Genomic DNA, 24,197 nt, shown 5'->3' on the forward strand with positions numbered 1-24,197 from the left:
CCTCGACGTGCTTACGCCGGAAAAGATTGGTACCCCTCTTTCGCCGACGGCGACTCGCGTGTTGCTGCTTGGGTCGGGCGAACTTGGCAAGGAAGTGGCGATCGCCTTCCAACGCTTAGGGGTGGAGGTGCATGCGGCGGATCGGTACCAATACGCGCCGGCGCAGCAGGTAGCTCACTATTACTACACGTTGGACATGACTGACCCCGTGGCGATCCATGAGCTGGTCGCCCGCATCAAACCGCACTTCATTGTGCCGGAGATTGAGGCGCTGGCTACCGGCGCGCTCGTGGAGATCGAGGCGGCGGGCACGACCGTGATTCCCTCGGCGCGGGCAACACAGCTGACCATGAACCGGGAGGGAATTCGCAGGCTGGCCGCCGAACGCCTTGGACTTCCAACATCTGCGTACGCGTTCGCGGGTACGTACGAGGAATATCAGCAGGGTGTGGCGCACATGGGGTTTCCCTGTGTGGTGAAGCCGGTGATGAGTTCCTCAGGCAAGGGGCAATCGGTGGTGCATTCCGAGGCGGACATGTACCCGGCGTGGGAGCACGCGCGCAGCGGCGGCAGGGTAGCTGGCGGCCGAGTGATCATCGAACGTTTTGTCAATTTTGATTATGAAATCACGCTGCTTACAGTGCGTTCCATCGACCCATCCACCGGCGACGATGCCACCTGGTTCTGCGAACCCATCGGGCACGTGCAACAAGACGGCGATTACGTGGAATCTTGGCAGCCGGTGCAAATGAGCCCCATCGCCATGGCGAATGCGCGTTCGGTTGCGGCTCGGATCACGGGCGCGCTCGGCGGGCGCGGGGTGTTTGGCGTGGAACTCTTCGTTGCAGGCGACGACGTGTACTTTTCCGAGGTGTCCCCGCGACCGCACGACACCGGTATGGTCACCATGGTGAGCCAGCGCCTCTCCGAATTCGAGCTTCACGCCCGCGCAGTATTGGGGCTACCGATCGACGTGACCTGCGTGTCGCCGGGGGCTTCCGCGGTGATTTACGGCGGCGTGGATAAGCAACACGTGGAGTATTCCGGGTTGGCCGCGGCGCTTGCGATCGAGGAAACGGATGTTCGTCTCTTTGGTAAGCCGGAGGCGTTTACCAAACGCCGGATGGGCGTGGCGCTGGCAACGGCGGATAACACCACCATTGCCCGTGAGCGCGCGCAACAAGCCGCCACGGAGATCAGTGTGCGGTGACAGGCGGCTGATCCGACCAGGGGAACACAATCCACTCGTCGGTGTGTTTCCACACAAAGTCGGGGGTGGCCACGGAGCGGCTCTTTGCATATAAGCAGGCGCTGCGCACCTCGGCGCCCTGCCGAGTGAGAAGTTCGAGCGCTAGTGCGAGGGTGCGGCCGGAGTCGGCAACGTCGTCAACCACGAGGAGGCGTTTCCCGGCGATGGAATTCTCATCGAGCAAAGGTTCGAGCAGAATCGGATCGGGGAGGGTTTCGTGGACGTCGGTATAAAACTCGACGTTCATGGTGTCATTGAGTTTCACGCCCAACGCATAGGATAACGCGCCCGCTGGGATCAGCCCACCGCGGGCGATAGCGATGATGATATCTGGGCGGAAACCGCTGCGTGCGACCTGTTCAGCGAGTTCGCGGGAGGCGGTGCCAAAAAGCTCCCACGTGAGCACTTCCTTGTCGGCGAGTTCAATGGAGTCTGCATGGTATGCCATGCACTAACTTTACTGCCGCAAGGAAGTGCACGATTCACTCAGGGTTGGCTTGCAAACAGTTTTGCGACGTCGCCGGCCTTCATCACCATGGGAACGTGCGGCACGCCATCCATATCGAAGGTATCGCCGACGCGGTGGAAACCAAGCTGCTCGTAGAATCCGAGGTGCTGCTCCTGGGCCTCAATAAACACGTCCAAGCTGGAATCTTGCTCGTAGGCCAAGCGCAAGGTTTGTTTCATGGTGTCCGCGCCAATCCCAGTGCCCCGGTATTGCTGCGCCACGCACACGCGGCCCAAGTGCCAGCGATTATCCTCCGGGTACAGGCGGGCCGTGGCAAGCAGGTGCTTTTGGGCATCCCAAGCCTGCATGTGGAAGGTGGTGGGGGCGGCGTCGATATCGTCGATCTCCGCGTAGGGTGTGCGCTGCTCATGGACGAACACATCGACGCGCAGCTTGTACAGCTTGTGAACCTCAAGCGCGCTCAGTTGGGTGAGGTGGGAAACAGCAAAGTAATAGTTCATGGCGAATCAACATACACTTCAGGACGGGGACGTGCGGGGTTGCGCCAACCAATCTAGCTGAAAAACGGGCACCAATAAACCCCCGGAGTACCGAAACGGGGCACCCTGGGGGTATTGAGATGGGGTGCTGGGGCGGCAGCGTGTACCGCCGACGCCTCAGAGTGTGATGGATCTAACTCGCATCGTGGCGGGCGTGACCCACCATGTCGTCCCATTCGACAATCTTTTTGCGTTCCCGGCCCTCGGCCTCGCCAAGGCCGCGCTCCGCGGCATCCAACTTATGCCAGCCCTCCCACGTGGTGTAGGCGATGTTCTTGGAGGTTAAGAACTCGATCACGGCATCCGCGTCCGGCTGCGGTGCCGGGGTAAGAGCGCCCGCCGCCCAATCGTTCAGGAGAATATCCGTGGTTTCCTTCGCGTCGGACTTGGTATTGCCAATCAAACCCACGGGGCCGCGCTTGATCCAACCGGTGGTGTACAGCCCGGGCACCGGAGCGCCGGTTTCCGGGTCGATCACATGTCCGCCATCATTGGGAATTACGGCGCGCTCGCTATCGAACGGCACGTCGGTCACGGCGTCGGAACGGTACCCTACAGCGCGATATACCGCCTCCACCGGCCAAATGGTGAACTCGCCCGTGCCGCGCACATTGCCCGTGCCGTCCAACTCGGTGCGTTCTGTTTTCAGGCCCACTACCTTGCCGTCCTCGCCGAGGATCTCAACCGGGGACTCGAAGAAGTGAATAATCAGCTTGTGCGGGGCGCCCTTCGGGTCGCGCATCGCGTATTGCTCCAAAATGGAGCACACGAGGTCCTGGGTCTTGGAATTGCGGCGGGCTTGCTCGGAGGCTTCGTCGTAATCAATATCCTCCGGGTTCACAATCACCTCGATGGTGGGCGAGTGATCCAGTTCTTTGAGCTCCAAGGGGGTAAATTTCGCCTGCGCTGGCCCGCGGCGCCCGAACACGTGGATTTCTTCCGCACGGTTTTTCTGTAGCGTGTGGTACACGTTGTCCGGGATTTCCGTTACGTGCAGTTCGTCGCCCGTTTTGGCGAGGATGCGCGCAACATCCAGCGCCACGTTACCCACACCCACGACGGCGACCTTGTTGGCGTCCAAGTTCCAGGAACGCTCAAACTCTGGGTTGCCATCGTAGAAACCTACGAACTCGCCCGCACCGTGGGAACCTTCAAGGTCTGCGCCGGGGATATCGAGGTCGCGGTCGCCGGTGGCGCCTGTGGAGAAAATGATTGCGTCGTAGAATTCACGCAGCTCATCGACCGTGACTTCGGATCCAACATCGATATTTCCCAAGAGGCGCAGGTTTGGCTTGTCCAGCACCTTATACAAAGAATTCACAATGCCTTTGATGCGTGGATGGTCGGGTGCCACGCCGTAACGGATCAAGCCGAAGGGGGCTGGCATGCGCTCATAGAGGTCGATGGTGCAGTCCGTGTCGGACTTCATGAGCAGGTCGGAGGCGTAAATTCCGGCGGGGCCGGCCCCAACAATGGCGACACGCAGCGGTCGAGACATAACAGTAGGCATCCTTGAGGTGTTCGAGGTTTTGTTCTTCTTCACTACCATACGCTGTTGCCGGTGATGACTTTTGCTCGAGGTTAGGTCAAGATCACCATTGGGAAACCCTGCACAACGGGGGTATGTAGCACTCATATTTTACTGAGCGAAGTAGCGTAGGTGGTACCCTACTGATAGGAGTGAGCTTGGGCTCTTAGCGCTGATCAGTGGGAATTATTGCGGGAAACACAGTTACGTCCACTATCAGCGCTTTTGAAGGTTGTGTAGAGGAGGTACTAGGGTGACGCGTTCGGTGTTGAAACCCGTGATGGATTTTTTGCGGCAGCACGGTTCGACGTTCGGCTTTCTTGTGAGCTTGTTGATCGCCCTGATCACGGGCGCTCCGGATGGCCAGGCGGTAGGCGGCGAACAAGCCACCAATCCGCAGAATATCCAGAACATTAATTTGACGTTGTCTGAGGCCAACACCATGGCCACCGCCATCAGAAACCAAATGCCAGCTAATTTTGGCAACCTTATGGTCGACGACGAGTATGAGCATGTGGCAGCCGCAAATGCTCGCGCGGCTGAGATTCTGCAGGGGGCTCCGACGGAGCCGCTTGAGGGGCAAAAGGAAGTCGCCTATGTCTACGACTTGGGTGCGCAGCTCAATGCCCAAAGCGTGGCCTCGAAGTTCTTGGAGGACGAGGCGTTTCACGCGTTTTCTCAAACCAGCACCCGCTATTGCATGGGGTACGCCTATAGTCCTGAGCAGCTCGTTTTGGTGGTGCGCTTTACGGAGTAATTTCGCGCGAAGCCCCGCCACAATTGGGCACGCCCCGCAGCCTGTCTTGCCGCTTCTGGTGAGGCGGGCATTTTATTTCTTACTTGCCCAACAAGCGCGACGAGCGGCGCTTGCTCCGCTACACTTATGGGGCGAATCACACAAAATTGTATGTGGCACGTAACTCACACGTAACTCAAACCTAACTCACACCTAAAACAAACGTAAAACACACAGTGAAGGAAAGGACCTCAGGTGACTCATACCCCCCCCTCGATCCTGCTCACGGCGCTTGGTCGCGGTCTGGATCCGGAAGCCGCCCAACCCTTTGGCTTACCGGTCCGCCCGTTGGTCCGCGGCGCTGCCGAAATTTCCGATGTGGTCGCTGATGCCGCCACCGAACCCGTGGTGTACCTCGGTACCGGTAACCTTAACTTTGACGCGCAGTGCGGTGCCGCCCTCGGGGTGCCGCTTGCCATTCTCAGCGAACCCGGCGTTGCTGCGGACCTCACGGTGCGCGAAGCCGAATCCCTGGGAGCGGTGGTTGCTGCTGTTGCGGCGGACCCCGCGGAACTCGCCAAGGCTAGCGCGGGTGCTACCGCGGCGCAGGTCATGTCCGCCGTGGTGTTCGAGCATTGGTTGTTGGAGCGGGCGAAGCAAACCAAGGCGCATATCGTGCTGCCAGAGGGGGAAGACGACCGTATCCTGCAGGCCGCTGATCAATTGCTGGCTAAGGATGTGTGTGAGTTGACCATCTTGGGCGACCCCGAGGACATTCTCACGCGGGCTAGTGCCCTTGGCCTCGACCTTTCCAAAGCGCACCTTTCGAACCCGCTTGCTGATCCGCGCGCGGAGGAGTTCGCGCAGGAGTTTGCAGAGCTGCGGAAGTCCAAGGGCGTGACCTTGGATGAGGCGCGGGAAACCATGAAGGATATTTCCTACTACGCAACCATGATGATCCACAAGGGGCTCGCCGACGGCATGGTTTCGGGTGCGGCGCACACCACCGCCCACACGATTAAGCCGAGCTTCCAGATCATTAAGACCAAACCAGGCACATCCGTGGTCTCCTCCATTTTCCTCATGGTGATGCGCGGCCGCCTGTGGGCTTTCGGCGACTGCGCCGTCAACCCCAACCCCACCGCCGAACAGCTGGGCGAAATTGCGGTGGTTTCTGCACGTACAGCTGAGCAATTCGGCATTGATCCGCGCGTGGCAATTTTGAGCTACTCCACGGGCACCTCGGGCACGGGGCCGGACGTGGATCGCGCTGTCGCCGCTGTGGCTGCCGCCCGCGAGCTTGACCCAGGCGTGCTTGTCGACGGCCCCTTGCAGTTCGACGCCGCGTGTGACCCAGGCGTTGCCGCAAAGAAGATGCCGGAGTCGGAGGTTGCGGGTCGTGCGAATGTGTTTATTTTCCCCGATTTGGAGGCCGGAAACATTGGCTACAAGACCGCGCAGCGGACGGGCCATGCGCTCGCGGTCGGCCCGATCCTGCAGGGGTTGAACAAGCCTGTGAACGATTTGTCCCGCGGTGCGACGGTGCCGGACATCGTGAACACCGTGGCTATTACCGCCATTCAGGCTGGGGGTAAGTAAATGTCTTCTGCGCTTGTGTTGGTGCTCAACTCCGGGTCGTCTTCCATTAAGTTTCAGCTCGTTGACCCGACGAAGCACGCCAAGGACGAGCCGTTCGCCTCGGGGCTGGTAGAACAAATCGGTGAGGCTAACGGCCGTGTGACCTTGAAGTTCGAGGGTGAAAAGTACGTCAAGGAAGCCCCGATCGCGGACCATTCGGTCGGCCTGGCCATGGCGTTTCATTTGATGGCGGAGCACGGGTGCGGCCCGTCAGATGTGGATATTGTGGCGGTCGGGCACCGCGTGGTGCACGGCGGGATTTTGTTCTCCCAGCCGGAGCTGATTACGGACGAGATCATGAGCATGGTCCGTGACCTGATCCCGCTCGCCCCCTTGCACAACCCCGCCAATATTGATGGCATCGAGGTTGCCCGGGCTATCTTGCCGGATGTTCCACACGTAGCGGTGTTTGATACTGGTTTCTTCCACTCCATGCCCCCGGCCGCGGCGTTGTATGCGATTAATGCCGAGGTTGCGGCGGAGCACGGTGTCCGCCGCTATGGATTCCACGGCACGAGCCACGAATATGTGTCTCAGCACGTGCCGGAATTGTTGGACATGCCGGCGGAGGCCGTAAACCAAATCACCTTGCACTTGGGCAACGGGGCGTCGGCCGCAGCGATTCGGGGCGGCCAGGCTGTGGATACGTCGATGGGCATGACTCCGCTGGCGGGTTTGGTGATGGGCACGCGCTCTGGGGACATTGATCCCGGTATTGTATTCCACCTCCACCGCAGCGCCGGGATGAGCATCGATGAGATCGACCAGCTGCTCAACCGCAAGTCGGGGGTTAAGGGTATTGCTGGGGTGAACGATTTCCGCGAGCTTAGCAATTTGATTGAGCAGGAGAATCAGGATGCTTGGCTGGCCTACAACGTCTACATTCACCAGCTTCGGCGATACATTGGTTCGTACATGATTGCGTTGGGCCGGGTGAATGCGATTACCTTTACCGCTGGGGTCGGCGAAAACGCGGCGAATGTGCGTGCAGACGCGCTCGCCGGGTTGGAAGGTTTCGGCATCAAGATTGACCCCGAACGTAACGCCCTGCCCAATGACGGCGCCCGCGAGATTTCCACGGATGATTCGCAGGTGAAGGTGTTTGTGATCCCCACGAACGAGGAGCTCGCTATCGCACGAAAGGCAATGAAGATCGCCACCCAAGCGTAGCGTTAAAACCAGGTGGTGGGGCGCACCGTATTGGCCATGTCCACAAGCGCGTAACGGTGCCTGGCAAACGGCGCGGAACGCGCCTGGAGGCGGAGCGCTTGGGAAATGCCGGTGCGCAGGCCGCGTTGGGTGAATGGGACGTCGAAAAGGTCTCCGGTGGAGGCCGGGCAATCTAAGTCCATGGCGCGCAGCCAGTTCAGCGCGGCGTTCATCACTGCAATTTTGATTTGCAGGAAGCGCGGTTCGTTGGTGGGAATTTCTTCCAGCCGGCGGGCGGCGCGGCGGATGCGATGCTCGGTGAGTTGGTCGGCGGGCCCAGACACCAAGTGCAAAATGGTGGTGAGCTTCGCCATGCGCTGATGGCGGGACGGTTGCGGCACGCTATCCAAGGCGGCGACGGCCTGCTCCACCTGCCCCTCGGCCATGAGCATGCGAGTTAACCCGAAGGCGGAGGAAATGGTGGTGGGGTTCGTCGCCCACACCAAGCTGTACAGCCGCATGGCGTGGAAGCGCAACGCCGCGGGTTCGCGGGTCAGGTGGGACCACGTGGGGTCCACGAAATTGAATTGGGGGGTGTCTTCCTCGGCGAGGTTAAGTAATTGCGCGGCGCTGATGGTTGCGGCGTCGAGAAGCGGGGTTTGGTCGAGGCCGGCCTGTTGCAGCAATAATTCGTCGACGACCGCGAGCGCTAACTTCGGTGCGGCTTCCCCGGGAAGAATATTGAGTACGTTGTTGAAGTGTTCTTGGGCGGCCTCGTAATCGTCGAGCAGGAGGTCCGTGATCCCCGAATACCACTGATGGCGCCAATCGTTGCTCAGCCGATCCAACGTGTTCAGCATGGCGCGTGCCTCCGACGTGAGCCCCAGGTCGAGCAGGGCGCGGACCATTCCAAGCGGAATCTCCGTGCTGGTGGGGTATTCTTCCATCGCCTGCCGGATGGTTTCCAACGCCTCGTGGGGCTCCGCGTAGGAATAGCCGCTGAGCATGTGTGCGCCCGGATCGGTGGTATCTAACAGCGGCACCGGCAGCGCGGCAACGATCTCGGGGGGCGTGATGCGCACCGTGCGCTCGATACCGTCGATCAATTGGTCGGTGCGAAACACGGTGTGTTTGGTGCCAAACGTGGTACGTTGCGGCGAAAACAACGAGTATTGGGCGGGAAATTGCCGCGCGTCCCGCACCGCCAGAATCTCCCGCAACACCCCATACAATTGGGTTTGCAGCTCGCGCACATTGCGGAAGCGATACGCCGGGTTCGGGTCCGTGGCGCGCACCAACAACCGGTACAGGCTTAAGTAGCGGCGGAAGAGTGGCTCGTCGCTGGGGGACGGTATGCCGGGGGCGAATGCGCCGTCGATGACCGGAAGGTCACAGATGAGTGAGGCGAGGGTGCGGCCCACTGTATAAATGTCCGAAGCGACCGACGGCCCCTCCTGCGCCACCTCCGGGGCTTGAAACCCCTTCGTGCCGTAAATGTAGCCGAACGCGCCGATGCCGGACACCGCGCCAAGGTCGATGAGCTTTACCTGGTCCTCGGTGATAATAATGTTGTCCGGTTTAAGGTCGTTGTACACCACTGCGCGGGAATGCAGGTAGTCCAAGGCGGGGAGGATTTCCAACATGTAGCCGATGGCAATATCCGGGCTGATTACCCCGTCGCGCCGCCGGTCTCGCAACGATGGTCCGGATGCATACTCCATCACAATGAGGTCGCCGCGGGGATCGTCAATGAAATTGAAAATCTTGATAATCCCCGGGTGGGTAATATCCGCCAAGAATTCGCGTTCGGCTTCCGCCACGGCGCGGTCGTGGTCCGCCAAGGACCGCGCCAAGCCTTTCAACACCACCACGCGGCCGGACACATTACGGTCATTTGCCAGGTAGATCCAGCCCAACCCACCGTGCGCTAGGACCCCCAACACCTCATATTGTCCGGCCACCACGTCGCCCCGCCGCAGCATTGGGGGGTCGAACTTATCGCCGGGTTCGATGAGCGCCCGCGCTGGGTCGGTAGGCTCCACAAACGGCAAGTGCACCATGCCGTTCGCCACGGCGCGCTGCGTGCGGTGGCTGCCCCGGCGTTCCCGGAATTTGGTCAACGCATCGTTGCGTGCCCGAGTGGAGGAATCCACGGGGATGCCGACGGTGACCTCGGAGAATTCATCGTCGTCGGCGAACGGGTCGAACGGCACGGCCGCGGTCCGCGCCTCGCTGCTTGGTTCCGTGACAGGCTCGGCGCACACTTGGGTGTTGGGTTCGCTCATCGTTCCTCCCGGTACTTCGTGGGCGGCGGTCCAGGTGTGGTTTGATACTGCTCCAACCACCGGTGGTACATTGCCCACCAGGTGTTATCCTCCTGTATTCGTTCAATCGTGGAATTCACTTGTCGTATTAGCCCCAAGGTGTCGTGCCTAGTCCCAGGCTTGGCCAACGCCACGCCGAAGGTTTCCTCACCGAGGACATCGTCGAGGATGCGCGTGTAGGGGTCTTGCGCCGCCAGCCCCGACAGGATTGCGTCGTCGGATATCACGGCGACGGCTTGGTTTTGCTGCAGGGCCACCAGGCAGTCCGACCAATTGCGTACCTTGAGAATGTGGCTTTCCGGCGCTTCTCGACGCGCCGTGTCCAACCCCGTGGATTGGTCCGTTACGCACACCGTTTTCCCCACCAAGTCTTTGGTTGAATACACCTGCGCATTCACCAAGGTAAGTATGCGCGTCTGCGCCGTGAAATACGGGGTGGAAAACGCCACCTGGTCCTGCCGGGTGCGGGTAATGGTCATGGCCTGCACCACAATATCCACCTGCTCGGACTCCAGCGCGCGGACACGGTCGGTGGAATCTACGAAGCGGAATTCCACCCGGTTCGGGTCGCCGAAAATATCCTGCGCGATCTCGCGGGCGAGCTCCACCTCGAAGCCGCGCAATTCGCCGGAGCTGGGGTCGCGGAAACTCAGCAGGTATTGCGATTGGTCCACCCCAACGATGATGCGGCCGCGGGCTAGGATGTGGGGCACGCGTTCGGCGGGTGTGCGCCCGTCCGGACGGTAGGAGCCTAGAAATTCGCGCGACATGGTGCGGCTTTCCACGCCGGGTTCGTCCAGTACGGCGCCGTGGGGCAGGGGGCGCGGGACTGGCGCCACCCAGCTTTCTTCCGTCTGTTGCGTGGGCCCCGCGCCGCAGGCGGTGAGCAGGGCGACACTCCAAAGGGCACTGAACAAACGTTTCACAGGTACTCCTGGAATCGAGGTCGGATGCCAATCCAAACCGCGAATATGGAACACAGTGACAGTAACAATACCGGCGTAGCCACGCGGCGGGTGGCGGACAGGCCATCGTTGATATAACTGCGCAGTGAGGACCGCGCCTTTCCCATTAGAGCGGCGAGGTCCTGGTCGAGGGCGTCGAAAGCCGACGGGGTGCCGGAGGTGTGCGCAATCGCCGCGGAATAATCCCCGGTTTCCTGCGCTTGCCGCACATAACGGTGATGCGTAGTCCACGATTCTACGTTGCTGCGTGCGGTGAGCAGCGTTTGCTTATCCGCCGTGGTTTCGTTGAGCGAACTGCGCTCGAATTGGTCCAAGGCATCGTGGATCCGCTTTGTTGCCTGCGCAAACGTCGTGTCCGAAGAGTTGATGTTTTGCCGGCGGATGAGCGACAGCGTTTCCTCGGTGCGGGCCTTTTGGGCTTGAATGCGCGCGTTGGTCAGGGAATACAGCGGTGCGGCGGCCTCCTGGTACGCGGCAGACCCGGCGCTGAAATTGGTGAAGTTCGCCGCGCCCACCCAGCCGGTGGCGATCACCATCAGCGCGGTAGCCACAACGAACCCGACGTTGAGGCGTCGCCTGGTCGCTCGATACAACCACCACTGGGCCGCAATGAGCAACGCCACGGCGGCTACCAGCCCGGAGATGGGAATCCACTGCACTTTGGTCACAAGCGATTGCTGTGTGGTCATTTCGTCGGAGGTTTTGCTGTACAGCTTGGCGGCGGTGGGCAAAATTTCCTCCCGCATCAGCGCGGAGGCCTCCGCCATATAGGCCGCTCCCACCGGGTTGCCAACCCGACTGGTTGCGCGCGCCGTTTCCACCAATCCGGTGTAGACCGGTAATTGCTGCTGGACGGTGAGGATCAGCGGCGCGGTGTCGTCGTTCTGTTGGGCGGCGGCCTCGGCTAGGGAAACACTGGCCAGGCGAATCGCTTCCGTGTAGCGCTCCCGGGTGCTGGGGTCTTCCACGCCGGCTTGGGCGAACCCGGTGGTGGCGGTGGTGTCTGCGATGGACAGGGAAGAGTAAATATTGTGCGAGGCGAAGGACATGGGTTCGGTGTTGGTGATGAGCGTGTCCAACGCTTGTTGCCGTTCCGTCGAGGTGGCAGACATGGCGTAGCCGGCGGCGAAGATGGCTATGCTTACCAGCGCGGTAACGGCGGCGAGTTTACCGGGTGTGGTTGAGAGAACGTTGAGACTATTCAGCCAGCCGCGCACTATGGCGAAGGCGCGTTGGCGTTTGGAGGGCTCGTGTGAGTCCACCGCATCCAGCCAATGATCCTCAGTGACGGGGGTGCTCATTGCTTCAGAATACCCGCCCCGAGCACTAGGCTGGGGTCCCATGGACTCCGCAACGTTGTACTTGGTCACTGACGCGCGGCGTCACGTGCATGGGAATAATCCGCGTGGACTTGTAGAGTTCGCTGAGACCGTGTGCGCGGCCGGCGTGGACATTATTCAGCTGCGGGATAAACATTCGCCAGGTGTGGCGGAATACGGCGCGATGGAGGCGGCGCAGGAATTAGAATTCCTGGCGGCCTTGCGGGAGGTGTGCGAGCGTTACGGCACGCTGCTGGCTGTGAATGACCGCGCCGACATCGCTTACGCCGCGGGTGCGGACGTGTTCCACATGGGGCAGGCGGATATTTCGCCGCGGATTGCCCGGGAAATCCTCGGCCCAGACGTGGCGTTGGGCCGGTCCTGCCACACTATGGCCGATGTGGATGCGGCGCTTGTGGACCCAAACGTGACCTATTTTTGCACCGGCCCGGTGTGGGCCACCCCGACGAAGCCGGGGCGTCCGGCGGTGGGGCTCGAGCTGGTGCGTTATGCCGCGCAAAAGGTTGCGGAGTGCGGGGTGGCCGAAGGTGTGGAAAAGCCGTGGTTTGCTATCGGAGGGATTGATCTAGGGAGTGTCGGTACCACCATCGTTGCAGGTGCACGGCGTATTGTTGTTGTTCGGGCAATTACTGAAGCCTCTCATCCTGCCGCGGCGGTGAGGGAATTACGAACTGCAATCAATCAACGAACTAAGGAGGGGCAGTGAACGTAAGTGTCATCGGCGGTTCCATCGTCGGCTTGGCTTGTGCATACCGTCTAGCGAGTGCTGGATGTGACGTAACTTTGTATGCGCCTGAGATGCCAGGTACCGACGGCGCAGGTTGGGTCGCTGGTGGCATGCTCGGCGCGTACTCGGAGGCGTGGCCGGGTGAAGAGGACATGTTGTTCCTTGGGGTGGCCGCTCTGGACAGTTGGATGCACATGGGATCCGAACTTGGTGGCGAAATGTTTACGGCGGAAGGCTCGTTGCTTACCGCCGTGGACGAGGCGGATGCTGCGGAGTTGGCCACCATTCGGGAGTTTGTGGCGGGCTATTATCCGGACGCGTTTCGTACCGTGACTCGCCGCGAGTTGCGGGTGCTGGAGCCGAGTTTGCGGCGGGGGTTGCGCGGCGGCATCGTGTGTGATGAGGAGCTTGCCGTGGATAACCGGTTGGCCATGACGGCTTTGGCGCGCGGCTGCAACCAATTCGGGGTGAAGTGGGTGCGCACCATTGTGGAGGATGTGAGCCAGGTGTCGGGGGAGCGCGTGGTGGTTGCCGCGGGTGCGGGTTCGGAGAAGCTGATTGGTTTGCCCATGCGGGAGGTGAAGGGCGAGGTGCTGCGGTTGCGGCGCCGCGCTTCGTCGCAAGAACCCCCACGCCGCACGATTCGCGCCAAGGTGCACGGTCGTGCGGTGTATTTAGTTCCGCGTGATTGGGGGCTTGCGGTGGGCGCCACTGAATACGAACACGGGCACGATTTGGAACCCACTGCTGGGGGTGTCCGACAATTGCTTGATGACGCCGCTTTGATCTTCCCCGGCATCGACGATTACGCGTTCGACGAGGTAGTTGCCGGTTTGCGCCCCTATTCCCCGGATAATAAGCCGTATATCGGTGCCGTTGACGATCGAATTATCGCCGCCTGCGGGCATGGGCGAAACGGTATTCTATTGTCGGCGCTCACGGCGGACGCGGTGCTCGCTGAAATCGCTGGAGAACCCCTCCCGATTATGCGCCTGACGGATCCGCACCGCTTTGAGAAAGTGGAACAATAATGAACGTTGAGCTCAACGGTCAGCTGCGCGAGGTGGGTGACGCCACTAGCGTTCGCGAACTGGTGGTTGAATACGCGGGCGAGGATCGAGGTGTTGCTGTAGCCCTCGACGGGACCGTGTTCCCACGGGACCGTTGGGACGAGTCCGTCGGTGATCTCGCGCCTCGCACCATTGATGTGCTCACGGCGGTGCAAGGTGGATAAATTAGTGATCGCGGGCGAGGAGTTGAGCTCTCGCCTCATTATGGGTACCGGGGGTGCGGCGAATCAGCATGTGCTGCGGGAGGCGCTGGTGGCGTCCGGTACGGAACTCACCACGGTGGCGATGCGGCGCGTGGATTCGAAAACGGGCACGGGGATGGTGCGGCTGCTGGAGGAATTGGGGATTCGCGCGTTGCCGAATACGGCGGGCTGCCGCACGGCCGCGGAGGCGGTGCTGACTGCGCGGTTAGCGCGGGAAGCGTTGCACACCAACTGGATCAAACTCGAGGTGATTGCGGACGATCGTACGCTGCTGCCCGACGGCATTGAGCTTCTCGACGCCGCGGAACAGCTCGTCGACGACGGCTTTGTGGTGTTGCCCTACACCAGCGACGATCCGATCTTGGCCAGGCAGCTTGAGGAGGCGGGTTGCGCTGCGGTGATGCCGTTGGCAGCCCCGATCGGCACCGGTTTGGGCATTCAGAATCCGCATAATATTTCGATGATTACCTCCGCGGCGAAAGTGCCCGTGATTTGCGACGCCGGGATTGGCACCGCCTCCGATGCCGCCCAGGCCATGGAGTTGGGCTGCGCCGCAGTGCTGTTGGCCACGGCCGTGACCCGCGCGGACTCCCCAGTGCGGATGGCGCAGGCGATGAAGCACGCGGTGATCGCTGGGCGGGAGGCGTATTTGGCGGGCCGAATTCCGAAGCGATTTTGGGGCCGTGCGAGTTCCCCCGAACGCGACCAATAGATCGATGATGTGCCACACTAGTGTGCATGATCGAAGTCAAAGGGCTGACTAAGCGATACGGCAGAGTGACCGCCGTTGACAACCTGAGTTTCACCGTGAAGCCAGGCATTGTCACCGGCTTCCTTGGGCCGAATGGCGCAGGTAAGTCCACCACAATGCGCATGATCTTGGGGCTGGATCGACCGACCCACGGTACCGCCCTGATCAACGGGAAGCGGTACCGCAGCCTGCGCAATCCGCTGCGGGAGGTTGGTTCGCTTCTTGATGCGAAAGCTGTGCACCCGAACCGTACTGCGGCTAATCACCTACGTTGGGTTGCGGCGTCGAACGGGATATCGAAGCGGCGCGTGGACGAAGTGTTGGGCATTGTGGGTTTGACGGATGTGGCCAACAAAAAGGCTGGAAAGTTTTCGCTTGGTATGGGGCAACGCTTGGGGCTCGCTACGGCCTTGCTCGGCGACCCGGGCATCTTGCTGCTCGACGAACCCGTCAATGGCCTCGACCCGGAGGGTATTCGTTGGGTGCGTAACTTCCTCAAAGGCCAAGCCGCGGAAGGTCGCTCGGTGATGGTGAGCTCGCACATGCTTTCTGAGATGGCGCTGACCGCTGACCACCTCGTGGTGATCGGCCGGGGCCAGTTAGTGGCGGATTCCTCCACGTATGAATTCATCAAGCAGTCTTCCCAAACCTCGGTGCTGGTGCGTACTCCGCACGTGCTAGAGTTCGCAGGCGTTCTCGAAGAGGAGGGGATGGAATTCACTCAGGAAAAGGATGAGGAAGGCCGCTTGGTGTTTGTCATCCCTGATCGCAGCAGCGATTATGTGGGTAATCTCGCTTATTCGACGCAGATCAATGTGCTTGAGCTGACGGAGCGCAAAGCATCCCTGGAGGACGCGTTTATGGCCATGACTGGGCACGCCGTGGAATACCAAGCAAAGGAGCGCCTGCCGTGAATCCGTTCTACACCATCCGTTCTGAATGGATTAAACTCAGCACGACGAAAGCCTTGGCGTTTACCAGCCTGTTCTTCGTGCTGGTTGGGGCGTTGATCCCAGTGCTGCTGGCCTGGAACGCCCGCCAATCCGAGATCGGCTTCATTGAGCTCAATCTGCTCCCGCAAGGCATTTACTACTTCGGCACCTTGGCGATCATTGTCCAAGCCATCATGGTGGTTACGACCGAATACCGACACAACAGCGTCGGTATGACGTTTGCCGCGACCCCGCAGCGTTTCATCGTGCTGCTGTGCAAGTGGTTCCTCTACGCGGTGATTTCCACGGTGATGACGGCTGCCACCCTGCTCGGCGGAGTGTACGCGGCGAAAATAATCGGTGGCTCGAGCGTCAGCGAGCAGATTGATATCTGGAACAATGAATACCTGCTGCGTGCACTGTGGGTGTATCCGCTCACGATCCTGTTGATTGTCACGTTCTCCATGGGGGTGGCCATGCTGGTGCGTCAAACCGCGGGTGCGATCGCCATTATGATGTCGTGGTTCCTCGGCCTAGAAACGTTTGTGTATTTCCTGCCCAAGTACGGTCCGAAGATTTCCAACCACGGCCCGTTTAGTAACTTGCAGGCTTTTGTTACGCAAGGAGACTTGGCCAACACGTCATGGGGTTACGTGGGTTCCCTTTACTATTTCATCGCGTGGGCGGTGGGCTTGTTTATCCTTGGCGTTATTTCCATTAGCGTGCGCGACGTGTAACCGTTCCTCGCGCGAGCTTAGCCTGTCATTGCGATGCGAGTGATTGCGCTATGCCGCGTGTGCGATTCCGTAGAGCGCGTCTTTGAGTAGTGCCCAGCTCCCGCGGAGGCTAAAGAGGTTGTCGGGGAGGAGTTCGATCTCCGCCCGGGCAAGGGTGAGTCGCTCGGAGTCGGTAAAGGGTTGGTCGTTCATGACGGGAAAAGTCACCACCTTAAGATAATCTTGGGTAGAAACCCATTATTGGTTATAGCGCCTCACTATACAAGAGGTGAGGCACTCTTGAAAAGGCGCAACGCGCCATCTGGTGAGTGACGGCGCGTTGTATCAGCGTTCGTTCATGATCCGGCGGACTGCTTGGAAGACACTTCGCCAGCCTCCCTCCAGCTTGGAGAGGTCATCGGGTAACGCCTGCATTTGCAAGTGTCGTTGTTCACGTCGACGCTCTGAAAGTTCCGCCCGGATGATCTTGAGTTCTTCCTCAGCTTCGGCGAGCATGCGTTCCAACTCGTCGATTCCCGCAGCGTGAAGCTTTTCGTGTTCGGCATCGTTCATGAGGGCCCCAAATCATGTGAGCTGCGTCTGAATCACAATCGCCAGCGCAGGGATAGCAAGGAATACGGTTACGATCCAAGCTAGCGCGAGAGCCTTGCGTTCCGTGGCTACTTGAGCCAAAAATTCCGCGCACAACACCGGAATGGGACGCAAGAACGGAAGCACGTAGATAAGTACCACGCCGTACACGTTGAACAGGAAGTGCACCAAGGCGATTTGCAACGCCAGCTCGGCACCTTGGCCGGTTACCGCCATTGCCGCAATCATTGCGGTAATCGTGGTGCCAATGTTTGCGCCCAACGTTAATGGGTAAATCTGTTTGGTGGTCAGCGCGCCGGAACCTGCGAAGGGCACCATCACCGATGTGGTGACCGAGGAGGACTGTACCAGCGCCGTCACACCAGCGCCCGCCGCCAGCGCGGTGAGCGGGTTGCCACCCACGGACTTTTCCAAGATGTGCTTCGCTCGACCCACCATGAGCACCTGCAGAATCTTGCCCAACCAATGTACCGCTAGGAAGATCGCTGCAATGCCCGCGAGGATGGTGATTGATGCCGACACTACGCCGCCGTCAATGCTGCCTAAGGCACCATTCATGCCGATGGCGCTGACCACTGGTTTGGTGAGCATGCCCACGACGTCGGCACTTCCGGGCTCCGGAAGCACGGTGCCGTACAGGTGCGACGACAACCACTGTGCGGAGTGCTGAATGGGGTGGAACATGAGCTCCAGCGGCAGCAACAAAATCACGGCGGCTAAGTTAAAGAAGTCGTGCACTGTGGACGCTGCGAATGCGCGGCGGAATTCGTCCTTATGTCCGATGTGCCCAAGCGAGGCCAGCGTATTGGTCACAGACGTGCCGATATTTGCGCCCATAATCATTGGCACGGCAACTTCCACCGGCAGTGCGCCAGCACCAACGGCGGTCACCACCAGGGTGGTCGTGGTGGAGGAAGACTGAATGATCGCTGTGGCTAAAATGCCCACGAACAAACCAATAAACGGGTTCGTGGCAAAGTCGAACAAACTTTGCGCAGTGTCGCTGCCTAATCCTTTAAAACCATCGCCAATGATGCCGATGGCAACAATCAGCATGTACAGGGTGGCCAGGGCGCCAAGCCACAAAAGCCAATGAGGCAACCGACGGCGGGAAGTTTCCGTCGGTGCCGCCACGGCGGTGGTGGGTGTGGTGGCGATGTTCTGCGTCACGATGGACAGCCTCCGGGGTGTAAAGAACGTGCGTTGACACTTCTTACTCAACACCCCTCGCACTACGAAAAGGCCTACGGAAGGTGAACACTGGGTGAACTTTCCCGAACAACCTTGGTACGGCTGTGGCTATTCGGTGGTAATCGGCAGGTACACGCGGTCTCCGGCAGCCCGAAACTCCGCTGATTTCTCCCGCATTCCAGCCTCGATCGCCGCTACCGAATCCAATCCGTTGGCGGCCGCGTAATCGCGAACATCCTGCGAAATCCGCATCGAGCAGAACTTCGGTCCGCACATGGAACAAAAGTGGGCGGTTTTCGCGGGTTCCGCGGGCAGCGTCTCATCGTGGAACTCCAGTGCGGTGTCTGGGTCCAACGCGAGGGCAAACTGGTCGTGCCACCGGAATTCGAAACGCGCCTTTGACAGTTCATCGTCCCGTTCCTGGGCGCGCGGGTGCCCTTTCCCCAAGTCCGCAGCGTGGGCCGCGATCTTGTAGGTAATTACCCCGGTCTTTACATCGTCGCGGTTTGGCAACCCGAGGTGCTCCTTGGGAGTGACGTAGCACAGCATTGCGGTACCTGCCTGGCCGATGATCGCCGCCCCAATCGCGGAAGTGATGTGATCATAGCCGGGGGCGATATCGGTGGCCAGCGGGCCCAGCGTATAAAACGGCGCCCCGTGACACCACTGTTCCTCCCACTCCACGTTCACGGCGATCTTATGCATGGGCACGTGGCCGGGGCCCTCGATCATTACTTGGCAGCCGCGGGAGCGGGCGATGAGCGTGAGCTCACCGAGTGTTTTCAGCTCGGCGAGTTGCGCCTCATCATTGGCGTCTGCGATTGAGCCGGGGCGCAGGCCATCCCCAAGCGAAAACGTCACGTCATAGGCGGCGAGGATATCGCAGAGCTCCGCGAAGTGCGTGTATAGGAAGGATTCCTGGTGGCGATGCAAACACCACGCCGCCATAATGGAGCCGCCGCGGGACACGATTCCGGTGACGCGGTTGGCGGCGAGCGGCACGTAGCGCAGCAGCACGCCCGCATGCACAGTCATGTAGTCGACGCCCTGTTCGCACTGCTCGATGATGGTATCGCGGTAAATTTCCCATGTCAGTTTGGTGGGATCCCCGCCCACCTTTTCTAACGCCTGGTAAATCGGCACCGTGCCCACCGGCACCGGCGAATTCCGCAGAATCCACTCGCGGGTTTCGTGGATATCCTTGCCGGTAGAAAGATCCATGATGGTGTCCGCACCCCAGCGTGTGGCCCACACCATTTTCTCCACCTCTTCCGCAATGGAGGAGGTTACCGCCGAGTTGCCCATATTTGCGTTGATTTTTACGGCGAATTTCCGCCCGATAATCATGGGTTCAATTTCCGGGTGGTTCCGGTTTGCGCAGATTACTGCGCGCCCAGCCGCAACTTCCGCCCGGACCTCCTCCGCCGTGAAGCCTTCCCGCTCGGCGCAAAACACCATCTCAGGCGTGATCACGCCCGCTCGCGCCCACGCTAGTTGCGTTTGCACCAACAGTTCCGGGTGTTCCTGTGAGGCTGGTACGGGTGCGTGCTTGGGCCATTGGTTACGGGTTTTGGCCAGGCCTTGTTGCAGGTCCAGCTGCGGATTGTGCTCCGTGTACACCCCGGAGGTGTCGTACACATCAAAAGTAGTGTCGTTGGTGAGTTCGATGCGACGGGCGGGAATGCGCAGGGTCACCCCTTGATACTCCACTGGCCGGTACACTTTATGGCTGCGGTAAATCGGCCCCGTGGTGACCTGCCCCGCTTTCGGCGGCTCACTTTTGAGTTTCTTTGCGTGGACACGTTGATTCACAACAACTCCTCCCTACGCCGGCATGATCCGGACAGGTTCGAATACGGTCGGCGCCCCGCTGTTTAGCGCCCTCTCAGCGTGGTGATGTTCGGCCACACTCCCGCGGATACAAAGACCTTTTTACTGTAACGGAAGCTGCGCTGAGGCGCCTGCGGTTTGCTGCTGCGTGCTGCGGGCGATGGCACGGTGCCGCGGTTGGCCGTTTTACTGTTTGGGGTGGGATCGGCAAAGATCGAACGCGTGGCAAATGAACGTTTGAATCCTAAGTTGCTAGTAGCGCTGGCGTTGTTGGCGGCGGGCGGGCCGTTTGCAATTGATATGTACCTGCCCACCCTGCCGAATATTGCACAAGATTTGCACACCTCGGGTGCCGCGGTGCAGCTCACCTTGAGTGGCTTTATGTTTGGCATGGCGTTGGGGCAGGTTGCTATCGGGCCGATGTCGGATTCGTGGGGGCGCCGTGGGTTGCTGATTGCTGGTGCGGCGGTGGCGTCGATAGCCTCCCTAGTGTGCGCGTTCGCCCCGAATATTATGGTGCTTGTTGGGGCGCGCCTCGTGTTGGGCATCGGTTCGGGGGCGTGCGTGGTGTTGTCCCGCACGGTGATCGCGGACCTCGCCACGGGTGCCGCAGCCGCCAAAGCGTTTTCCCTCATGATGACCATTCAGGGCCTAGCGCCGGTGGTGGCTCCCGTGGTGGGCGGCTTGTTGGCGCAACCGCTGGGCTGGCGCGGCCTCTTTGTGATCTTGGCTGGTATTGCGGTGCTGCAGCTGGTCGTTGCGCTGTTGGTGGTGCCGGAAAGCCACCCGCAGGAGCGCCGCACCTCTGCCAGCCTGCGTGAGTTCTTTGCTGGTATTGCGTTTGTGCTGGCAAACCGCGGTTTCCGGGGATATATGGTGGCCTACGCGTTGGGGTTCGGCGGGTTGTTTTCTTACATTTCGGCGTCCCCGTTTGTGTTTCAACAGCAGCTAGGCGTGACGGAGCTGGGGTTTTCGGCGTTGTTTGCGTTGAATTCGCTGGGGATTATGTTGGGCAGCTTGATCAATTCCCGCTTGGTGGATCGCAGCGACCCCCACGTGCTGGTGCGTACTGCGATGCTGGTGATGTTCGCGTGCGCCGTCGGCGTGCTTATCGACGCCCTGCTCGGCCCCCACCTGTACGTCACCGCCCCGTTGCTGTTCCTTGCGTTGCTGAACTTGGGGCCGATTTTGGGAAACGCTACGGCGTTGGGGACGGGTATTGTTCGCGAGCGGGCCGGCGCGGGCTCCGCGATGATGGGGTTCGCCCAATTCGTCACCGCCGGGTGCGTGAGCGCTTCCATGGGCGCTGGCAGCAACCCGGCGTTGGCGATGGGCATCGGTATGGCTACCTGTTTGGGCCTTGGGCTTGTGGGTTTGGGTAGTGTGCGGCGGGGCTAGCTGTTGATCTCGGAGGCAAGATCATGCGCCGCCACCTGAAGATCTTCGAACGTTTGAGTGTATCCCCGTAATGCTTGAACGTCCTCCGGGCGCATACGTTCGACTATCGCGCCGACCACTTCGGTCCATTGATCAAAGATGCGGGAGATGCAATCCGTGCCATCCTCGGTGAGGAAAAGTTGCTGGCATCGCCGGTCCGTGATGCTATCCGCCCGCCGAATGAAACCCTGCTTACTGAGCAGCCGAACGGTTGAGCTAACGTTCGGCGTGCGGAGCTGGCGCACGCGGGCGATCTCGCTGATGCTGCAACCGGGGTGACGCTTCACGTAGTAGAGAATCTCCACCTCAGATTGGGTGAGGTCTAGATCACTATTGGCTCGTTCGGCGAGTCTGCGCAATGACGCAATTGTTCCGTACAACGACCGCGCCAAATCGTGCAAGTGGGCTTCATTGAGTGGGGGTCGCTCGACCATGAGTGGGCTCCTGTAAGACATAAGATTACGATAATATTAACTTTATGGCTCAGGTTTTTGGCGACCTAATCAGTGGTTGCCGTGTATCCCCCCGTTTTGGTGTCCTGTCACTGTAAAGCCGAGGTCAGACGCATGGCGTTATCAATGTAGCGCCTCCAGAACCCTCTTTCGGACCACTCCGAAAGGGGGAGGGGCCGGGAGGCTTTGATGTACACCTCGGTCAAATCTGTAAGTTGATCTATCAAGACTCCTCGTGCAGTCATGAGCGACACTTCGTAGTTCAGGCCGAAGCTTCGCATGTCCATGTTGGAGGAGCCCATGATCGCCACCGCGTCATCGTGCGGGTCAGCCACCATAAACTTCGAGTGCAGCACGGCTGGGGCGCGATATAAGTGGATGTTCACCCCCGCCTCGAGCAAGCCCTGGTAATAGCTGGACTGCGCGTGTCCCACCATAAATTGGTCTGATTTTTCATTGACCAGCAGGTCAACCTGCACGCCCCGATAGCAGGCCGTGGTGATCGCCTCGAGGAGGGACTCATCCGGGATGAAATACGGGGAACATAGGATAATTCGCTCCTTTGCGTGATGCACCACCGTGTTGAATATGCGCAGGTTTGGCTCCGTGGTATACCCCGGCCCGGAGGGGACTAATTGCAGGATATTTTCCGCGGAAGCGTCCCCGATTATGGGAGCCTCGATGGCGACGTTTTCCCCAGATTCCTGGTACCAATCCACTGCGAACACCATTTCCATTGAGGCAACGATTGGCCCGGTGAGTTCGACCATAATGTCGATCCAGTGTCGGTTTTGTTTGATGTTGCGCCGCAGAAGGTAAGTGTCGGCGATAAGGTTTTGTGAGCCCATGAAGCCCACGCGGCCGTCGATAATCACGAGTTTTCGGTGATTGCGCAGGTCCGGACGGCGGAACCGCCAACGCCATGGTTGCAGCGGCAACATCAAATGCCAATCCACCCCAATGTCCGTTAACCGGCGCCCCAAGGACAAATACCCCGGATACTTCCAAGAACCTACGTGGTCAAACAACAGGCGTACCTTGACGCCGCGGGCAGTGGCGCGTTCCAAGGCGGCGAAAAACACGTCCGTACTCGCGTCCCACGCCGTGATGTACACCTCCACGTGCACATACTCCTTGGCTTGGTCAATCGCGTCCGCCATGCGGTGAAAGGAAGTCTGGTAATCGGTATGCAAATCCACGATCTTGCCCGGCAACGCCGGCATGCCCGTCAGCCGCCGATTCAGTTTCACCATGGAGGTTAACTCGGAGCCCACGTCTTCCCCGGCGGGCAGATCCGGAAGGTCCGCGTGGACGTCGCCGGTCATTGCGGTGGCGTCCTGCTGCACCTGGTGGCGCCGGCGATTAATGTACGGGCTGCCCATCAGGAGGAACAGCGGCAGCCCAACAAACGGCAGCACCAAGATGGCGAGCAACCAGGCATTTGACGAGCCGGGCTTGCGGCCCTCCGGCACCGTGCCGATGGCCATGATCTTGATGGTGTAATCAAGGATCAGGCCAGCGGTTTGCCACCACTCCAAGTTGATGTTGAGCATCACACATCGTAGTCCACGATCACGGGGGCATGGTCGGAAGCGCCCTTACCGGACCGCTCGTCAACATCAATAAAACCGCCGGTTGCGCTCCCCGCCAACGCTGGCGTGGCCAATTGGAAATCAATCTTCATGCCCTCGCCCCGCTGAAACCTCGCACCCTTGTAGTCCCAGTAGGTGTAGCCATCGTCGAAACGCCGAGTGGTTTCTACCAGCCCAGCTTCCTGCAGGGCGGCAAACGCAATGCGCTCAGGTTCTGTCACATGCGTTGCCCCCACAAAGGCGTGAATGTCCCACACGTCCGAATCCAGCGGCGCGATGTTCATGTCGCCCAAGTAGACCGCGAGCTCAGGGGCACGCAAGGCGTGACGGCGCAACGCATCCAACCACCGCAACTTGTAGTCGTAGTGGCGGTCCGCAATCTCGCGGCCATTGGGCACATACAAGCTCCAGACGCGCACCCCACCACACGTCGCGCCTACCGCGCGGGCTTCCACCGGCTGCGGCTTGGCTGGGTCCTTTGCAAAACCGGGTTGGCCGGAAAAGTGATCCTCAATATCCGTTAAGCCCACGCGGGAGAGAATGGCCACACCATTCCACTGGTTGTAACCCACGTGCGCAACCTCATAGCCCGCATTCTGGAACATTAAATATGGGAATTGTTCGTCCTTGCATTTGGTTTCCTGCATGGCGAGGACGTCCACGTCGTGGCGCTGTAAGAACTCAAAGACTCGATCCGCACGGGTGCGAATCGAGTTCACGTTCCAATTGACAATTCGCATGTGTTCC

The 24,197-nt window shown here is 60.0% G+C and carries 24 protein-coding genes and 1 riboswitch; of the genes, 11 read left to right on the forward strand and 13 right to left on the reverse strand.

Features of this window, described 5'->3' with window-relative positions:
• Nucleotides 1-7: 7 nt before the first annotated feature.
• Entirely contained in the window at nucleotides 8-1,210 is a 1,203-nt protein-coding gene (gene purT / locus Q4D83_RS05945; protein ID WP_303173829.1) for a formate-dependent phosphoribosylglycinamide formyltransferase, read from the forward strand.
• Here the strand turns inward: purT and Q4D83_RS05950 are convergent.
• The 3 genes from Q4D83_RS05950 to Q4D83_RS05960 all read right to left on the reverse strand — a co-directional run bounded on the left by Q4D83_RS05950 (nucleotide 1,197) and on the right by Q4D83_RS05960 (nucleotide 3,755).
• Entirely contained in the window at nucleotides 1,197-1,697 is a 501-nt protein-coding gene (locus Q4D83_RS05950) for a phosphoribosyltransferase (protein WP_303173832.1), read from the reverse strand. The two genes, purT and Q4D83_RS05950, sit on opposite strands and share 14 nt — an antisense overlap.
• Before the next feature lie 38 nt (nucleotides 1,698-1,735).
• On the reverse strand, nucleotides 1,736-2,218 hold the full coding sequence (locus Q4D83_RS05955) for a GNAT family N-acetyltransferase (RefSeq protein WP_303173834.1): 483 nt from the start codon (nucleotides 2,216-2,218) through the stop codon (nucleotides 1,736-1,738).
• A 172-nt stretch (nucleotides 2,219-2,390) separates the two neighbouring features.
• Nucleotides 2,391-3,755: an FAD-dependent oxidoreductase gene (locus tag Q4D83_RS05960; RefSeq protein WP_303173836.1), complete on the reverse strand. Its 1,365-nt coding sequence runs from the start codon at nucleotides 3,753-3,755 to the stop codon at nucleotides 2,391-2,393.
• A 283-nt stretch (nucleotides 3,756-4,038) separates the two neighbouring features.
• On the opposite strand from Q4D83_RS05960, the gene Q4D83_RS05965 reads away from it, so the two are divergent.
• The 3 genes from Q4D83_RS05965 (at nucleotide 4,039) to Q4D83_RS05975 (ending at nucleotide 7,329) form a co-directional block, all read left to right on the forward strand.
• Entirely contained in the window at nucleotides 4,039-4,542 is a 504-nt protein-coding gene (locus tag Q4D83_RS05965; RefSeq protein WP_303173838.1) for a hypothetical protein, read from the forward strand.
• Between the two features lie 255 nt (nucleotides 4,543-4,797).
• Nucleotides 4,798-6,120: a phosphate acetyltransferase gene (pta, locus tag Q4D83_RS05970; RefSeq protein ID WP_303174155.1), complete on the forward strand. Its 1,323-nt coding sequence runs from the start codon at nucleotides 4,798-4,800 to the stop codon at nucleotides 6,118-6,120.
• Nucleotides 6,121-7,329, forward strand: coding sequence for an acetate kinase (locus Q4D83_RS05975; RefSeq protein WP_303173840.1), 1,209 nt, complete (start codon nucleotides 6,121-6,123; stop codon nucleotides 7,327-7,329).
• Between the two features lie 2 nt (nucleotides 7,330-7,331).
• Here Q4D83_RS05975 and Q4D83_RS05980 read toward each other — a convergent pair whose 3' ends face one another.
• Genes Q4D83_RS05980 through Q4D83_RS05990 form a run of 3 tightly spaced genes read right to left on the reverse strand, consistent with a single transcriptional unit; the run spans nucleotide 7,332 to nucleotide 11,898 of the window.
• Complete coding sequence (locus Q4D83_RS05980) at nucleotides 7,332-9,593, reverse strand: serine/threonine protein kinase (RefSeq protein WP_303173842.1); 2,262 nt, start codon at nucleotides 9,591-9,593, stop codon at nucleotides 7,332-7,334.
• Nucleotides 9,590-10,558 (reverse strand): glutamate ABC transporter substrate-binding protein, encoded by a 969-nt coding sequence (locus Q4D83_RS05985; RefSeq protein WP_303173844.1) that lies wholly within the window; start codon nucleotides 10,556-10,558, stop codon nucleotides 9,590-9,592. Before Q4D83_RS05985 ends, Q4D83_RS05980 begins: the two co-directional genes overlap by 4 nt.
• Nucleotides 10,555-11,898, reverse strand: coding sequence for a hypothetical protein (locus tag Q4D83_RS05990; RefSeq protein WP_303173846.1), 1,344 nt, complete (start codon nucleotides 11,896-11,898; stop codon nucleotides 10,555-10,557). The genes Q4D83_RS05985 and Q4D83_RS05990 overlap by 4 nt, the downstream gene beginning before the upstream one ends.
• Before the next feature lie 40 nt (nucleotides 11,899-11,938).
• Between Q4D83_RS05990 and thiE the strand changes: the two genes are divergently transcribed.
• The 6 genes from thiE to Q4D83_RS06020 are packed head-to-tail and all read left to right on the forward strand — an operon-like array spanning nucleotide 11,939 to nucleotide 16,357.
• A complete protein-coding gene (gene thiE / locus Q4D83_RS05995; protein WP_303173848.1) occupies nucleotides 11,939-12,643 on the forward strand; it encodes a thiamine phosphate synthase in 705 nt (234 codons plus the stop codon).
• Nucleotides 12,640-13,695 (forward strand): glycine oxidase ThiO, encoded by a 1,056-nt coding sequence (gene thiO / locus Q4D83_RS06000; RefSeq protein WP_303173850.1) that lies wholly within the window; start codon nucleotides 12,640-12,642, stop codon nucleotides 13,693-13,695. The genes thiE and thiO overlap by 4 nt, the downstream gene beginning before the upstream one ends.
• Nucleotides 13,695-13,898, forward strand: coding sequence for a sulfur carrier protein ThiS (gene thiS / locus Q4D83_RS06005; protein ID WP_303173852.1), 204 nt, complete (start codon nucleotides 13,695-13,697; stop codon nucleotides 13,896-13,898). Before thiO ends, thiS begins: the two co-directional genes overlap by 1 nt.
• On the forward strand, nucleotides 13,870-14,649 hold the full coding sequence (locus tag Q4D83_RS06010; RefSeq protein ID WP_303174156.1) for a thiazole synthase: 780 nt from the start codon (nucleotides 13,870-13,872) through the stop codon (nucleotides 14,647-14,649). Before thiS ends, Q4D83_RS06010 begins: the two co-directional genes overlap by 29 nt.
• 26 nt (nucleotides 14,650-14,675) lie before the next feature.
• Complete coding sequence (locus Q4D83_RS06015; RefSeq protein ID WP_303173854.1) at nucleotides 14,676-15,602, forward strand: ABC transporter ATP-binding protein; 927 nt, start codon at nucleotides 14,676-14,678, stop codon at nucleotides 15,600-15,602.
• Nucleotides 15,599-16,357: a multidrug ABC transporter permease gene (locus Q4D83_RS06020; RefSeq protein WP_303173856.1), complete on the forward strand. Its 759-nt coding sequence runs from the start codon at nucleotides 15,599-15,601 to the stop codon at nucleotides 16,355-16,357. The genes Q4D83_RS06015 and Q4D83_RS06020 overlap by 4 nt, the downstream gene beginning before the upstream one ends.
• 48 nt (nucleotides 16,358-16,405) lie before the next feature.
• On the opposite strand, the gene Q4D83_RS06025 is transcribed toward Q4D83_RS06020, so the two are convergent.
• The 4 genes from Q4D83_RS06025 to thiC form a co-directional block, all read right to left on the reverse strand.
• Entirely contained in the window at nucleotides 16,406-16,549 is a 144-nt protein-coding gene (locus Q4D83_RS06025) for a hypothetical protein (RefSeq protein ID WP_303173858.1), read from the reverse strand.
• 132 nt (nucleotides 16,550-16,681) lie between these two features.
• Nucleotides 16,682-16,909, reverse strand: coding sequence for a hypothetical protein (locus Q4D83_RS06030; RefSeq protein ID WP_303173860.1), 228 nt, complete (start codon nucleotides 16,907-16,909; stop codon nucleotides 16,682-16,684).
• A 12-nt stretch (nucleotides 16,910-16,921) separates the two neighbouring features.
• Nucleotides 16,922-18,118, reverse strand: a complete 1,197-nt coding sequence (locus Q4D83_RS06035; protein ID WP_303173862.1) for a Na/Pi symporter — start codon at nucleotides 18,116-18,118, stop codon at nucleotides 16,922-16,924.
• 129 nt (nucleotides 18,119-18,247) lie between these two features.
• A complete protein-coding gene (gene thiC, locus Q4D83_RS06040) occupies nucleotides 18,248-19,951 on the reverse strand; it encodes a phosphomethylpyrimidine synthase ThiC (RefSeq protein WP_303173864.1) in 1,704 nt (567 codons plus the stop codon).
• Nucleotides 19,944-20,065, reverse strand: a riboswitch (TPP riboswitch). It overlaps the preceding gene by 8 nt.
• Before the next feature lie 42 nt (nucleotides 20,066-20,107).
• Here thiC and Q4D83_RS06045 point away from each other — a divergent pair.
• Nucleotides 20,108-21,367 (forward strand): multidrug effflux MFS transporter, encoded by a 1,260-nt coding sequence (locus Q4D83_RS06045; RefSeq protein ID WP_303173866.1) that lies wholly within the window; start codon nucleotides 20,108-20,110, stop codon nucleotides 21,365-21,367.
• Here the strand turns inward: Q4D83_RS06045 and Q4D83_RS06050 are convergent.
• The 3 genes from Q4D83_RS06050 to Q4D83_RS06060 all read right to left on the reverse strand — a co-directional run bounded on the left by Q4D83_RS06050 (nucleotide 21,364) and on the right by Q4D83_RS06060 (nucleotide 24,190).
• Nucleotides 21,364-21,840 carry a MarR family winged helix-turn-helix transcriptional regulator gene (locus tag Q4D83_RS06050; protein WP_303173868.1) on the reverse strand — a complete coding sequence of 159 codons (477 nt, stop codon included), beginning with the start codon at nucleotides 21,838-21,840 and terminating at the stop codon, nucleotides 21,364-21,366. The genes Q4D83_RS06045 and Q4D83_RS06050 overlap by 4 nt on opposite strands.
• 107 nt (nucleotides 21,841-21,947) lie before the next feature.
• Entirely contained in the window at nucleotides 21,948-23,414 is a 1,467-nt protein-coding gene (gene cls / locus Q4D83_RS06055) for a cardiolipin synthase (RefSeq protein ID WP_303173869.1), read from the reverse strand.
• The gene (locus Q4D83_RS06060) at nucleotides 23,411-24,190 is read right to left on the reverse strand and encodes an exodeoxyribonuclease III (RefSeq protein ID WP_303173870.1); all 780 of its coding nucleotides are present in this window, start codon (nucleotides 24,188-24,190) and stop codon (nucleotides 23,411-23,413) included. The genes cls and Q4D83_RS06060 overlap by 4 nt, the downstream gene beginning before the upstream one ends.
• Nucleotides 24,191-24,197: the final 7 nt, after the last annotated feature.

The sequence above is a fragment of the Corynebacterium sp. genome (assembly GCF_030532715.1).
Taxonomy (GTDB): Bacteria; Actinomycetota; Actinomycetes; order Mycobacteriales; family Mycobacteriaceae; genus Corynebacterium.